The following is a 12,497-nucleotide window of genomic DNA, read 5'->3' on the forward strand; positions in this document are numbered from 1 at the left end:
GGGAGCGGCGAAGGTGACGGTCCCCGGAACGTTCCGAGCGGCGGTGGAGGCCCAGGACCTCGGCGCGATCACGCGGGCCCTGGACCCCGGCATCGAGTTCCTCAGCCCGGTGATGGTGAAGCCCTACCAGGGCCGTGACACGGTCGCCGCGCTGCTGGGCGTGCTGCTGGAGGTCTTCGAGGACTTCCGCTACACCCACGAGCTCGCCAGTCCCGAAGGGGCGCAGGCGCTGATCTTCAGCGCGCGGGTGGCGGGCAAGGCGGTGCAGGGCCTGGACCTGCTCACGTTCGGGGAGTCCGGGCTGGTGACCGGGCTGACGGTGATGGTCCGCCCGCTGCCAGCGGCGATGACCCTCGCCCGCGTGGTCGGCCGGCGGATGGAGGAGCAGGGGGCGACGCCATGAGCCCGGTCCGGGGGGTGCGGGGGGCCGCCCCCCGGAGCGGGCGGCACTGACCCGGCGGGGCCGCGCGCCGGTGAGGGTGCGCGGCCCCGCGATACGTCCAGCCAAAGGGAGTGGAAGATGGACAGCGGAATGGTCCCCGCACGCGCCGGCCTGTCGCCGGCGCACGGCATCGCAGCCGATCTGGACGGTTTTCTCGGCGATCCCATGGACGACGAGGCCGGGCCGTTCTCCTACAAGGCGATCGTCGAGGCCGAGGAGCGCGACGAGCTGCCGGCCGGCGCGGTCGACGCGGTGCGGGCCTGGGGTTTCCCGAAATATCTGGTGCCGGCCGGGCTGGGCGGGCGCCTGGCGACGCTGGAGGAGCTGTTCTTCGTCACCCGGGGCATCTCGCGGCGCAGCGTCACGGTCGCGGTGATGTACGGGTCGGGGCTGCTGGCGGTGAACCCGGTGTGGCTGTGGGGGAGCGAGCGGCAGCGCCGGACGGTCGCCGACGGCGTGCTGAACGGCGACCTCGCCTGCTTCGGGGTGTCGGAGGCCGACCACGGCAGCGACGTGATGGCGAGCGAGTCCGAGGCGGTGAGCAAGGGCGACGAGCTGGTGCTGACCGGGACGAAATGGCCGGTCGGCAACGCGACCCGCGGCCGGTTCGTCACCACCTATGCCAAGACCGGCACGCGGGACTTCTCGCTGCTGCTGGTCGACAAGAAGGCCCTCGATCCCGGCACCTGGTCGACGCTGCCGCCGGTGCGGACGGTCGGGCTGCGCGGCCACGACCTCAGCGGCGTGGCGTTCGATGGGGCGCGGCTGCCGGCGGACTGCGTGATCGGCCGACGCGGAGCCGGGCTCGTCCAGACGTTGAAGACCCTGCAGATCACCCGGACCGCCATCGCGGCGCTGTCGGTCGGGACGATGGACGCGGTGGTGCGGATCGCGACGGAGTACGCGCACCGCCGCACCCTCTACGGCGCCGACATCTACCGCATACCGGTGATCCGCGACCATCTCCTCAAGGCGCACCTGGACCTGCTGATCGCCGAATGCTTCGCGGTCCCGGTGGCGCGCGCCCTGACGGTCGCGCCCGGCCGGCTGAGCCTGTGGTCGTCGATGGTGAAGTACTTCGTCCCGGTGCAGGGCGAGGAGGTCGTCGCGAGCATGGGAACGGTCCTGGCGGCGCGCGGCTACCTGCGCGAGGGCGTCGCGCACGGGGTGTTCCAGAAGCTCCAGCGCGACCACGCGATCGCGAGCGTCTTCGAGGGGACCACGCACGTCAACCTCGCCAACGTCGCGGCCCAGCTGCCGTTCCTGGCCCGCCCGCCGGAGGAGACCGGCGGCGAGGACGAGCTGCTGGCCGAGGTGTTCTCCTGGACGCGGACCCCGCCGACCTGGGAGCCGGACGGGCGGCGCCTCCAGCTCACCAACGAGGGCCGCGACGAGGTCGGGCAGCGGTTCGAGGCGATCGCCGAGGAGGTGCTGGCGGCGGCGAACGCGCACGCGGCGCCCGGCGTCGCGGCGGAGCTGAAGGATCTGATGTCGGGCATCGGCGCGCTGCGCGCCAAGGTCGACGAGGGCGTCCGCGCGAACGAGGGCGACACCACCTCGGTCGCGGCGCTGATGCGGGCGCGCCGGTACTGCGAGCTGCACGCGATGTCGTCGTGCATGCTCACGTGGCTGCACAACCACCGCGAGTTCGGCGGCGCGTTCGCCGACGGGCAGTGGCTCGTGCTGTGCCTGCAACGGCTGCTGCAACGCGTCCATCCCGACACCGTCCTGTCGGAGGAGTTCCTTCCGGCGTTCGAGGAGGCGGTGTTCCGCGACTCCGGCGAACGCCGCTGGTTCACCCTGCCGTCGCTGGCCGAGGACGCGTGAGGCGTATGGATGCGAGGACGCACACCGACTTCGTCTCGGTGTTCCGGGAGAACGCGGCGACGCACGGGGACCGGCGGTCCTTCACCTTCGTCACCGAGGACGCCGGTCCGGGACGCTCGTACAAGGAGGACGTGCTCGGTTTCGCCGAGCTGGACCGGCGGGCCAGGGCGCTGGCCGTGCGGCTGGAGGAGCGCGGGCTGCGGGACCGGGCCGTCCTGCTGCTGTATCCGGAGGGCCTGGAGTTCATCGCGGCGTTCGTCGGCTGCCTGTACGCGCGGGTCGTGGCCGTCCCGGCGCCGCTTCCGGTCCTGGACGCCGGGCGCTTCGACCGCACCCGCCGGATCATCGGCGACGCCGACATCGGCTGGATCCTCACCGACGGCGCTCACCTGGAGGCGATCGAGGGCTGGCTGAAGGAGGCCGGCCTCGCCGGGAAGGTGCAGTGCCTCGACACCGAGGCCGGCGAGGGCGAGGACCCCGGCGCGTGGACGATGCCGGAGTCCGGCCCGGACACGCTCGCCTTCCTGCAGTACACCTCCGGCTCGACGAGCGAGCCGAAGGGCGTGATGGTGAACCACGGGAACCTGCTCTACAACGCCGAGGAGATCAGGCGGCGCATCCACGGGTCGCCGGAGACGATCGGCGTCGGCTGGGTGCCGCACTTCCACGACATGGGGCTGGTCGGCCAGTTCCTGGAGCCGCTGTACCTCGGCATGCGCTACGTGCTGACCTCACCGATCACGTTCATCAAGCGGCCCGTGCTGTGGCTGGAGCTGATCACCCGGCACCGCGCGACGATCACCGTCGCGCCCAACTTCGGGTACGAGCTGGCGCTGCGCCGCGTCACCGACCGGCAGCTGGAGACGCTGGACCTGTCGTCGCTGCGGACGGTCAAGAACGGCGCCGAACCCGTCCGCGCGGCGACGCTGGAGCGCTGGAACGAGCGGTTCGCGCCCGCCGGGTTCGAACCGTGGATGTGGATGCCGTGCTACGGCATGGCGGAGGCGACACTGCTCATCAGCGCCGCGCCGTACGGCACGGGCCCGGTGATCCGCGACTTCGACGCCGCCGCCCTGTCCCGCGACCGGGCCGTCCCGGCGGACGGGGCCGTGCCGGCGGACGCCGACGAGGTCCGGCACGAGGCTGAGAGAGACGGTGAGGGGGCGGTGCGGCGGCTGGTGAGCAGCGGCCGCCCGGTCACCCTGGACGTCCGCGTCGTCGACCCCGAGAGCCTGCGGGCGCTGCCGGACGGGCGCGCGGGCGAGATCTGGGTCCGCGGCGGCAGCGTCGCCGCGGGCTACTGGCAGAGCCCCGCCGAGACGCGCGTGACGTTCGAGGCGTACACCGCCGAGGGCGACGGCCCCTTCCTGCGCACCGGCGACCTCGGGTTCGTGGACGGCGGCGAGCTGTTCGTCACCGGCCGCAGCAAGGACCTGATCATCGTCAACGGGCGCAACATCCACGCCCACGACATCGAGGAGACCGCGCAGGCGGCGCACCCGGCCGCGCTGATCGGCGCCGCGTTCGTGCTCGACGGCACGACGACCGCCGACGGCCGGGAGCAGGTCGTCCTCGTCCAGGAGATCAGCACCAGGGCCGCGGCCGGGACGCCGCCGGACGAGCTGGCGGGGCGCATCAAGGCCGCCGTCGCCCGCGCGCACGAGCTGCCCGCGCTCAGCGTGGTGCTCACCGGGCGCGGCACCGTCCGGCGCACGACCAGCGGCAAGCTGCGGCGCGGGCCGACCCGGCAGGCGCTGCTGGACGGCGAGGTCGCGGTGCTCGGCGCCGACCTCGAACCGGGCGCCGCGAAATTCGTCCATACTCAGCATAGTCAAAAGCATGACTAATCATGTCGTTGTCTGATAACGTCGGGCATCACCCTGAGTCAAGCAGGGAGAGAAGTCCGATGGCGTTGCGTCACGCGGTCCTGGCGGCGTTGCTCGACGGCGAGTACAGCGGCTACCAGCTGGCCAAGATCTTTGATTTGTCGGTCTCCAACTTCTGGCATGCCGTTCCGCAGCAGCTCTACTCGGAGCTGTCGAGGTTGGAGACCGCGGGCCTGATCAGCGGACGGCAGGTCATCCAGCGGGACCGACCCAACAAGCGCGTCTACACCGTCACCCGGGCCGGCGTGGAGGAGCTGGAGCGCTTCGCCACCACGCCCGCCAAGCCCGGGACCATCCGCGAGAACATCCTGGTCATGGTGCAGGCCGTCGACCACATCTCGGCGGAGGCGGTGATCGCGCAGCTGGAGGAGCGCGCCCGCATGTCCGCCGCGAAGGTCGAGCTGTTCGAGCGCACGCTCGAACGCCTGCGCGGCGACCTGGACGAGCAGACGTTCCTGCGCAGCGCCACGCCGATCGGCCCCTATCTGACCTGCCTGCGGGGCCGCCGGTTCGAGCAGGAGCACCACGAGTGGTTCACGAGCACCGCCCGGCTGCTGCGCGCCCGGGCGGGCGCTCACGCCGAAGGGAGCGAGGCGCCATGACCGGCTCCGGCCGCGCGGCCCCCGCCCCTTCGCACGCCGTGCCGCCGTACGCCCCCGTCCCGCCCCCGCGGGCCGGGAGGCGCGGGTCCCCCCTCCGGGGAGCCCGGACGGCGACACGGGCATTCACCCCCAGCGACCTCCCCGGCCGGGTGTCAAGGCCGGGCCGGGACGGGCCGCCACGCCTTAGTCAAGGAGGCGTTCCACATGTCGGGCGAACACCGCACCATCGAGTTGCCTAGCACCCTGGCCACCCCCCACCACCCCGTCCCCTCCCACGCGCACGGCCTCACCACGATGGACGGGCCGGACCCCGTCCTGCTCGGCGAGCTGACGCTGCCCGCCGAGCGGGCGTCGGTCCCGCGGGCCCGCGCGTTCGGCCGCGCCGTCCTGGCCTCGGCCGGCGCCGCGCTCCGCGACGACGCCGAGGTCCTGGTCTCCGAGCTGGTCACCGGAGCCGTCCGGCAGGCCGGCGGACCGGACGCGCTGCTGGGCCTGCGGCTGCTGCGGGCCGGCGCCCGGCTGCGGATCGAGGTCCACGACCGCGGCGCCGCCCTCCCGCACCCCGCACCCGTCGACCTGATGGAGCAGACCGGACGGGCCTGGTTCCTGGTCGCCGCCCTCGCCGAGCGGCACGGCACCGACCTCGCCGCGTCCGGCAAGACGGTCTGGTGCGAGCTGCCCGGCTGGCCGCACGACGAGCGGCACCCGCACTGACGAGCACCCGCTCACCTCGCGGCGCCGTGCGGTTCCGCCCCGCCCCCGCGGCGGGACGCCGCGCGACGGCGCCGGACGCCTGCACCGGCGGCGATGGGGATTGCCATGTCCGTGGAGTACTACCGGGCGGATGGGACGCGCGCCACGTCGGACGAGGCCCAGCGGCTCCTGCTGGACGTGCGGGCGAGGCTGCTCGCCCAGGACGTCATCCGCGTCGGCGGAGTCGTGGTGGTCGTGTCCACCTGGTTCACCGTGATCGACCTCGGGTTCGCGGCGAACGGGCGGCCCCTGCTCTGGCAGACGATCGTGTCCGACCTGTCGATGCACGCCGACGTCGGGCGCTACAGCACGCGGGAGAAGGCGGCGCGCGGGCACGCCGAGGCGGTGGCGATGATCACCGGCCGGCTGCGCGGCCTGGTCGCCCGCGCCGCGCTGGACGAGGCGCGGCCGTGACCGGCCCGCCCCGGCCGGGCGCGGCCCGCCCGCACCGACCCGAGTTCGACGAACCCTGCACCGGGCCGAGACCAGGCCCGACCCCGACGAGTGGGTGATCCGATGGACACCGAAGGCCGGCCGACGGCCCCGCACGCGGCCCCGGCCCGGGACGAGACCGGCGCAGACCGCTTCGCCGGAGAGCACGCCGGCGCGGGAGGCGCCGGCAGAAGGAGACGGCGGCCGATCCGCATGCGCATCACCGCGCTGCTGCTCGTCCCGCTGGTCTCCCTGATAGCCCTGTGGGCGTTCGCCGCGAACATCACGCTGGGCGACGCGTTCGACAAGTACGACTTCTCCACCACCTACGAGAAGATCGGGCTGCCCGGCATCACGCTGGTGAGCCAGCTCCAGGCGGAACGTTCCCTGAGCGTCGCCGCGCTGGTCACCCGGCAGCCCCAGTACCAGCAGAAGCTCGACCGGCAGCGCGCCCGCGTGGACGGGCTGGAGGCCGCCTTCAAGAAGTCGGCGCTGTCCAAGGACGCGCAGGACGCCGCCAAACCCGAGACCAGGCAGCGGCTCACCGCCGCCCTCCGGGAGCTGGAGAAGCTGCCGCAGCTGCGCGCCAGGGTCGACGCCGGCCGCACCGAGCCGCTCGACCTCATCAACTCCTACAGCACCGTCCTCGACGACCTCGTCGCCGTCTTCAACGGCTTCGTCGCGGTCGACGACGTCAACATCCTCACCCAGGGCCGCGCGCTGATCAGCCTCGGCAACGCGCGCGCGTCCATGCTCAAGGAGGACTCGCTCGTCATCTCCGCGATGGCGCGCGGCGGCCGCTTCACCCCTGCCGAGCACGTCGCGTTCGTCCAGTTCGCGGCGCAGGGGCGGCAGGCCTTCGACGCCGGGCTCGCCGACCTCAACGCGAGCATCCGGGCGCCGCTGCAGAAACTCGCCGAGTCCGCCGGTTTCCAGCGGTACCGCGCGGCCGAGTCGGCGATCGTGAACGCGCGCGGCGACCGGCTGCCCGCCGAGGCGGGCGACTGGACGGCCACCACGCAGCTGCTCGGGCAGGCGTGGGACCAGAAGGTCACCCAGGCGAGCCTGGCCCTGGACGACATGGCCAAGCCGATCGGCAACCGCATCATCACGCGGCTGGTCGTCGCGGGCGGGTTCGGCCTGCTCGCGGTCGTGGCGTCCATCGTGCTGTCGCTGCTGGCCGCGCGCAGCCTCTCCCGAGAGCTGCGCGGGCTGCAGCGCGCCGCCCTCGACCTCGCCGAGCACCGGCTGCCCCGCGTGGTGGCCCGGCTGCGGCGCGGCGAGGAGGTGGACGTGGAGGCCGAGGCGCCGCCGCTGGTCATCGGCAAGAGCCGGGAGGTCTCCCGGGTCGGCGACGCCTTCACCCGCGTCCAGCACACCGCGATCGAGACCGCCGTCCGCGAGTCCTACCTGCGGCAGGGCATCAGCCGGGTGTTCCTCAACGTCGCCTGGCGCAGCCAGTCGCTGCTGCACCGGCAGCTGCGGATGCTCGACGAGATGGAGCGCGGCGCCTCCGACCCGAAGGCGCTGGAGGACCTGTTCCGGCTCGACCACCTCACCACCCGCATGCGCCGGCACGCCGAGGGCCTGGTCATCCTGTCCGGGACGTCGCCGGGCCGCGGCTGGAGCAGGCCCGTGCACGTCGAGGACGTGCTGCGCTCGGCGATCTCGGAGGTGGAGGACTACACCCGCGTCGAGGTCGTGGTGATGTCCGGGCGGGCCGCGGTGATCGGCGAGGCCGTCGCCGACATCGTGCACCTGCTCGCCGAGCTGATCGAGAACGCCACGGTGTTCTCGCCGGCGCCGACCGAGGTGCTGGTGCGCGGCGAGATGGGCGCCAACGGGTTCGCGGTCGACATCATCGACCGCGGCATCGGCCTCGACCAGTCCGAGCTCGACGCGCTGAACCTGCGGCTGTCGCAGCCGCCGGAGTTCGACCTGGCCGTCACCGACCGGCTCGGGCTGTTCGTCGTCGGGCGGCTCGCCCACCGGCACGGCATCAAGGTGGCGCTGCAGCCGTCGCTGTACGGGGGGGTCAGCGCGGTCGTGCTGATCCCGCGCGAGCTGATCGTCGACGCCGACGGCTCCGATGACGACGACGAGGCGCCCGCCGCGCGTCCGGCCGCCGCGAACGGCGCGGCGAACGGTGCGGCCAACGGTGCGGCCAACGGGACGCTGCGCCCCTGGCAGGGGAGCGCGCCCGCGAACGGCACCGCGATGCTGAACGCGCCGACCCCCTTCGACGTCGAGGCGCCGCCCGAACCGATGGCGCCGGACGCCCCGGAACCGTACGACGGCCCGGTGGCGTTCAACGCCCCGGCCGACGACGCGCCGGAGTTCGTGCCGCGGACGGTGTACGAGGACCCGCCGCCGTACGAGACGCCGCCTCGCTACGAGACGCCGCCGTACGACGCGCCGCCGTCCTACGGCACGGCGCCGGCCCCGGACGCGACGCAGCCGTTCCAGGAGGCCTGGCGCCTGGAGACACCGGGCTCGCCGACGCCGGTGCTCGGCGCGCGCCCCGTCGACACGCAGGCGTTCGAGGCGCCCGCGTCGTTCGGCGAGGTGCCCGCGGGCGGCGGGCGGGCCCCGCTGCCGCGCCGCGTCCGCGGCGGCAACCTGGCGCCGCAACTGCGCGACACCGACCCGCGGGCGACCCCGCGAACGGCGACGCCCTACCCCGACGACGCGCTCGTCGCCTGGGAGGAGCGGTCGGCGGAGGCGTCCCGCGACCTGTTCGCCGCCCTCCAGTCGGGGTGGCTGCGGGGCCGGGGCGAGGACGAAGGACCCGACAGCAGGGAGCGGACATGAGCCGGCAGGGAGTCACCAACGAGCTGAACTGGCTGCTGGACGATCTGGTCGACCGGGTCCCCCAGGTCCGCAGGGTCGTCGTGCTGTCGCGGGACGGCCTGGTGATGGGCATGTCCCGGGGCGTCGGCCGGGAGGACGCGGAGTACCTCGCGGCGCTCGCCGCCGGGTTCCACAGCCTGGCGATCGGCGCCCGGCCGCAGCTGGACTCCGGCGAGGTCCGGCAGACGATGGTCGAGATGGACCAGGGGCTGTTCTTCGTCGTCCCGGCCGGCGCCAACAGCTGCCTGGCGCTGCTCAGCGAGGTCGGCGCGAACGCCGGGCTGGTCGCCTACGAGATGACGATGCTGGTCAAACGGGTCGGCAAGCAGCTGTCCACCGGCCTGAGACAGCCGGGCCCGGGGCCCGGATCCGGGTGAGCCGCAATGACCCCCAGCGCACCCGGCGCCCCCCGGGGAACCGCCGGTCCCGGCCTGCCCGGGACCGGCGGGCCCCCGGGACCCGGCGGTCCCGCCGCCTCCGGCGGTTTCCGCGTCTCCGGCGATCCCGGTGCCACCGGCGGTTCCGGCTACCCGGCCCGTCCGGACGCCTCCGGCATGCCGGGCGGTTCCGGCTACCCGGGCATGCCGAACGCCTCGGGGACGCCGGGCGCCCCGGGTGTGCCGGGCTCCTCCGAGATGCCCGGCGATCCCGGATATCCCGTTCTGCCCGGGGCTTCCGGCGCTCCGGGTACTTCCGGCGTGCCGGGCGGTTCCGGTGTTCAGGGCGCCTCCGGTGCCCCGGGGTCGGAGCGGTGGATCGACGACGCCGCCGGCCCCATCGTCCGCCCCTACGCGGTGACCCGCGGCCGGACCCGGCCGCGCGGCGAGCCGCTCGACATCGTGGCGATCCTCGTCGCGACCGGCCGGCCGCCCGCCGAGCCCGGCCGGCTGTCGCGGCACCAGCGGCGGCTGCTCGCGCTGTGCCGCCGCCCGCACGCCCTGGCCGACCTGGCCTCCGACCTGGACCTGCCGTTCGGCGTGATCCGGGTGCTGGCCGGCGACCTGGTCGACTCGGGTCTGGTGAGCGTGCAGCGCTGGGCCCCCGCCACCCCGTCCGTCCAGCCGCACAACGACCCGAACCTGCTCAGGAGGGTGCTCGATGAACTCCGCGCGCTCTGACCGTTCCTAGACAGTGTCCAGGAGTGAGTTGTGTACTCGAATCCCGATACTGCACGCGTCCCGAACGGTGTTGGACGCGCTGGTCGCCCGCGTTCTGCTCGTCCGCGTCGGAGGCCGTGCATCGTGTGCGCGTTCCGTGGCGGGGAGGCGGGGTCCCTCACGCCGTGGGTCACCCGGCCCGGCCTGAACGGTCCGATGCCCCGCACGATCGCTCTGGTCGTGTGGGGGCGGTGTCGTCCGTCGCCGGATCGGATGCCCCAAGGCGCGCCGCCCGACGGCGATGCTCGCCGCATCGTGCCGGGAGACCTTGCGGTGCGGGGTGCTCATCGGCTCACGCCAATGCTGCGAGCCCCACTTGGAGGTGTAGGCGGGGTCCACGGCCACGATCGCCACGCCCGCCTCGGCGGCCATCGCCACCAGCCGGGCCTTCAGCTTTCCGGTCGGCATCCCGGAGATCAGCTGCCGGAACTTCTTGCGGCGGCCGTGCCGTTCCCGAGTCTTGTCGGCACTGAAGTCCAGGTCCTCGACGCCGATCGCGGCGACGCCGCAGGACGCGGCCCAGCGCAACAGGCCGGTGATGGCGTGCCGGACCTGGGCGTCGCGGTGGGGAGCCGACCCGGACAGGTCGTAGCCGAACCGCCTGGGGGCGCCAACCGGGTTGCCATGCCGGTCGAGCTGCCAAGCGGCGAAGTGGTCGGCGTTGGTGTCGACCCCGATGACGCCGTGCGCCAGTGCGCCCTCCAAGGGCACGACCGGGACGGCGGCGCGTTGCCAGGAAGCGGTCAGATACCAGCGGTCCCGGTCGACGTCCAGGTGGATGCGATAGGCGACTGCGCGGTCGGTCTCGATGCGGTCTGTCCACTCGGTGCCCCGGTGCTGGAAGGTCACGTGGGCCGCCAGGACGTACCGGCCATGAGGTGCGTTGGCCAGGTGCGCCAGCGGGGTCGGAAGTCGTACCGACACCTCTCCATTGGGGGTGACGCGGATGGTCTGGTTTCCGTACCGCTTGCCCGACTCGCCATCGGCGTGCAGGAACCATCGAGCGGCCTCCCACCGTTGCCGCCATTCCTGTGCGGTCAGCCCGGCTTCCGCCAGATGATGGCGATTGTTGAGGAGTCGGCGCCCGCCCCGGACCACGTGCACGCGCCCGGCGTCCCAGTCGGCCCGCTCGGCGGCGAGCCGCTCCTTCAGCACGGCAAGGCGGCGCGATTTGGCGAACCATTCGCGCTTGGAGCGGTAGCCGCCCGGTTCCCGGCGGGTGCCCTTCTGGCCGATCGGCTGGGACAGCCGATGTTCGATCGTGCGGACCCCGGCCTCCATGGACCGCAGATGCGCGAGTCTTCCCCGCCGCGCCAGCGCCCACTGATCATGCGTGGCCCTGGTGATGCTCCCTGCCCACCGCGCCGACGACGAGGCCGACAAGGCCCGCTTGCGCGCCGCCCAGCGATCGGCGTCGTGATCCAGGCCATCGGTGCAGCGAGCCTTCAGGTCGCGTCCGGCCAGCGACCCCAGGTGCGCTCCGGCCAGCCGCAGCACCCGCTCGTCCTCGGCCGTCAGGTCCTTGAGGCGGTCGCGGACCGCCACGCCCGTCGGCCCGGCCACCACGAACGGCGGCGTGAAAGACGCCCCCCTCTCGGAAACCGACCGCAACATGACGGATACTTTAAGTCACTCGATTCGAACGTGCAATCGATGTGGCCTGACCATGCACCCCTAGCAGCACAACGGCACCCGGGACCTCGGCACCACTTGTCGCCCGCCGGCGGCATGGTCTCCTCGGCCCGCCCCGGTGCTCCCGCCCACTCCAGAAATGCACGTCAACACCATCGTGAACATCTCTGACACTTGCGGACTCTCATGGACACTCACATGCCAGCAGTTCCGACTCCCCCGCCCGGAACCGGTCCCCTCGGGGACGGACCGCTCGACGACGCCGCCGAGCACGACGAGCGGGACGACGGGCCCCGCGTCGCGTTGAAGATCCTGGTCGCCGGCGGGTTCGGGGTCGGCAAGACGACCCTGGTCGGCGCCGTCAGCGAGATCCGCCCGCTGCGCACCGAGGAGGCCCTGACCGACGCGGGCGCCGCCGTCGACGACCTGGACGGCGTCGCCGCCAAGACCACCACGACCGTGGCGATGGACTTCGGCCGCATCACGCTGCGCGACGGCGTCGCGATCTACCTGTTCGGCACGCCGGGGCAGGAGCGGTTCTGGTTCATGTGGAACGAGCTGTCGCGCGGCGCGCTCGGGGCGGTGGTGCTGGCCGACACGCGGCGGCTGATGGCGAGCTTCGCCTCCATCGACTACTTCGAGCAGAAGGGCACGCCGTTCGTCGTGGCGGTGAACTGCTTCGACGACGCCGACCGTTACGAGCCGCCGGAGATCCGCACCGCCCTCGACATCGAGCCGCACGTGCCGGTGCTGCTGTGCGACGCGCGGCGCACGGGGTCGGCGAAGCAGGTGCTGGTCGCGCTGGTGGAGCACGCGCTGCGGATCGCCGGCGCGGCGTCCACCCGCGCCCCGTCCGAGCCGGGCCCGCGGCCGTGGCCCACACCCGCCCGGGCGGAGAACTGACGCCTCCGCCCGC

11 protein-coding genes are annotated in these 12,497 nt (G+C 73.3%); 10 read left to right on the forward strand and 1 reads right to left on the reverse strand.

Going from position 1 to position 12,497, the window contains the following annotated elements:
• Positions 1–13: 13 nt before the first annotated feature.
• The 9 genes from QP089_RS15050 to QP089_RS15090 all read left to right on the forward strand — a co-directional run bounded on the left by QP089_RS15050 (position 14) and on the right by QP089_RS15090 (position 9,910).
• Positions 14–403, forward strand: coding sequence for a nuclear transport factor 2 family protein (locus tag QP089_RS15050; protein WP_285912202.1), 390 nt, complete (start codon positions 14–16; stop codon positions 401–403).
• Positions 404–520: 117 nt separating this feature from the next.
• Positions 521–2,269, forward strand: coding sequence for an acyl-CoA dehydrogenase family protein (locus tag QP089_RS15055; RefSeq protein ID WP_285912203.1), 1,749 nt, complete (start codon positions 521–523; stop codon positions 2,267–2,269).
• Positions 2,270–2,274: 5 nt separating this feature from the next.
• A complete protein-coding gene (locus QP089_RS15060) occupies positions 2,275–4,116 on the forward strand; it encodes a fatty acyl-AMP ligase (RefSeq protein WP_285912204.1) in 1,842 nt (613 codons plus the stop codon).
• A 59-nt stretch (positions 4,117–4,175) separates the two neighbouring features.
• Entirely contained in the window at positions 4,176–4,757 is a 582-nt protein-coding gene (locus QP089_RS15065; RefSeq protein ID WP_285912205.1) for a PadR family transcriptional regulator, read from the forward strand.
• A 204-nt stretch (positions 4,758–4,961) separates the two neighbouring features.
• Positions 4,962–5,471 (forward strand): ATP-binding protein, encoded by a 510-nt coding sequence (locus QP089_RS15070; RefSeq protein WP_285912206.1) that lies wholly within the window; start codon positions 4,962–4,964, stop codon positions 5,469–5,471.
• A gap of 105 nt (positions 5,472–5,576) precedes the next feature.
• A complete protein-coding gene (locus tag QP089_RS15075) occupies positions 5,577–5,924 on the forward strand; it encodes a hypothetical protein (protein WP_285912207.1) in 348 nt (115 codons plus the stop codon).
• Positions 5,925–6,026: 102 nt separating this feature from the next.
• On the forward strand, positions 6,027–8,753 hold the full coding sequence (locus tag QP089_RS15080; protein ID WP_285912208.1) for a sensor histidine kinase: 2,727 nt from the start codon (positions 6,027–6,029) through the stop codon (positions 8,751–8,753).
• Complete coding sequence (locus tag QP089_RS15085; RefSeq protein WP_285912209.1) at positions 8,750–9,169, forward strand: roadblock/LC7 domain-containing protein; 420 nt, start codon at positions 8,750–8,752, stop codon at positions 9,167–9,169. The genes QP089_RS15080 and QP089_RS15085 overlap by 4 nt, the downstream gene beginning before the upstream one ends.
• 6 nt (positions 9,170–9,175) lie before the next feature.
• The gene (locus QP089_RS15090; protein ID WP_285912210.1) at positions 9,176–9,910 is read left to right on the forward strand and encodes a DUF742 domain-containing protein; all 735 of its coding nucleotides are present in this window, start codon (positions 9,176–9,178) and stop codon (positions 9,908–9,910) included.
• Between the two features lie 6 nt (positions 9,911–9,916).
• Here QP089_RS15090 and QP089_RS15095 read toward each other — a convergent pair whose 3' ends face one another.
• Positions 9,917–11,563 carry a transposase gene (locus QP089_RS15095; RefSeq protein ID WP_285912211.1) on the reverse strand — a complete coding sequence of 549 codons (1,647 nt, stop codon included), beginning with the start codon at positions 11,561–11,563 and terminating at the stop codon, positions 9,917–9,919.
• A gap of 216 nt (positions 11,564–11,779) precedes the next feature.
• On the opposite strand from QP089_RS15095, the gene QP089_RS15100 reads away from it, so the two are divergent.
• Entirely contained in the window at positions 11,780–12,484 is a 705-nt protein-coding gene (locus QP089_RS15100) for a GTP-binding protein (protein ID WP_285912212.1), read from the forward strand.
• Positions 12,485–12,497 lie beyond the last annotated feature (13 nt).

It is taken from the genome of Actinomadura opuntiae (assembly GCF_030283205.1).
Lineage (GTDB): Bacteria > Actinomycetota > Actinomycetes > Streptosporangiales > Streptosporangiaceae > Spirillospora.

Excerpts from the sequence above, each read along its gene's own strand:
- QP089_RS15055 (WP_285912203.1), top strand. The coding sequence starts at position 521 with ATGGACAGCGGAATGGTCCCCGCACGCGCCGGCCTGTCGCCGGCGCAC.
- QP089_RS15060 (WP_285912204.1), top strand. The coding sequence starts at position 2,275 with ATGGATGCGAGGACGCACACCGACTTCGTCTCGGTGTTCCGGGAGAAC.
- QP089_RS15065 (WP_285912205.1), top strand. The coding sequence starts at position 4,176 with ATGGCGTTGCGTCACGCGGTCCTGGCGGCGTTGCTCGACGGCGAGTAC.
- QP089_RS15070 (WP_285912206.1), top strand. The coding sequence starts at position 4,962 with ATGTCGGGCGAACACCGCACCATCGAGTTGCCTAGCACCCTGGCCACC.
- QP089_RS15075 (WP_285912207.1), top strand. The coding sequence starts at position 5,577 with ATGTCCGTGGAGTACTACCGGGCGGATGGGACGCGCGCCACGTCGGAC.
- QP089_RS15080 (WP_285912208.1), top strand. The coding sequence starts at position 6,027 with ATGGACACCGAAGGCCGGCCGACGGCCCCGCACGCGGCCCCGGCCCGG.
- QP089_RS15085 (WP_285912209.1), top strand. The coding sequence starts at position 8,750 with ATGAGCCGGCAGGGAGTCACCAACGAGCTGAACTGGCTGCTGGACGAT.
- QP089_RS15090 (WP_285912210.1), top strand. The coding sequence starts at position 9,176 with ATGACCCCCAGCGCACCCGGCGCCCCCCGGGGAACCGCCGGTCCCGGC.
- QP089_RS15095 (WP_285912211.1), bottom strand. The coding sequence starts at position 11,563 with ATGTTGCGGTCGGTTTCCGAGAGGGGGGCGTCTTTCACGCCGCCGTTC.
- QP089_RS15100 (WP_285912212.1), top strand. The coding sequence starts at position 11,780 with ATGCCAGCAGTTCCGACTCCCCCGCCCGGAACCGGTCCCCTCGGGGAC.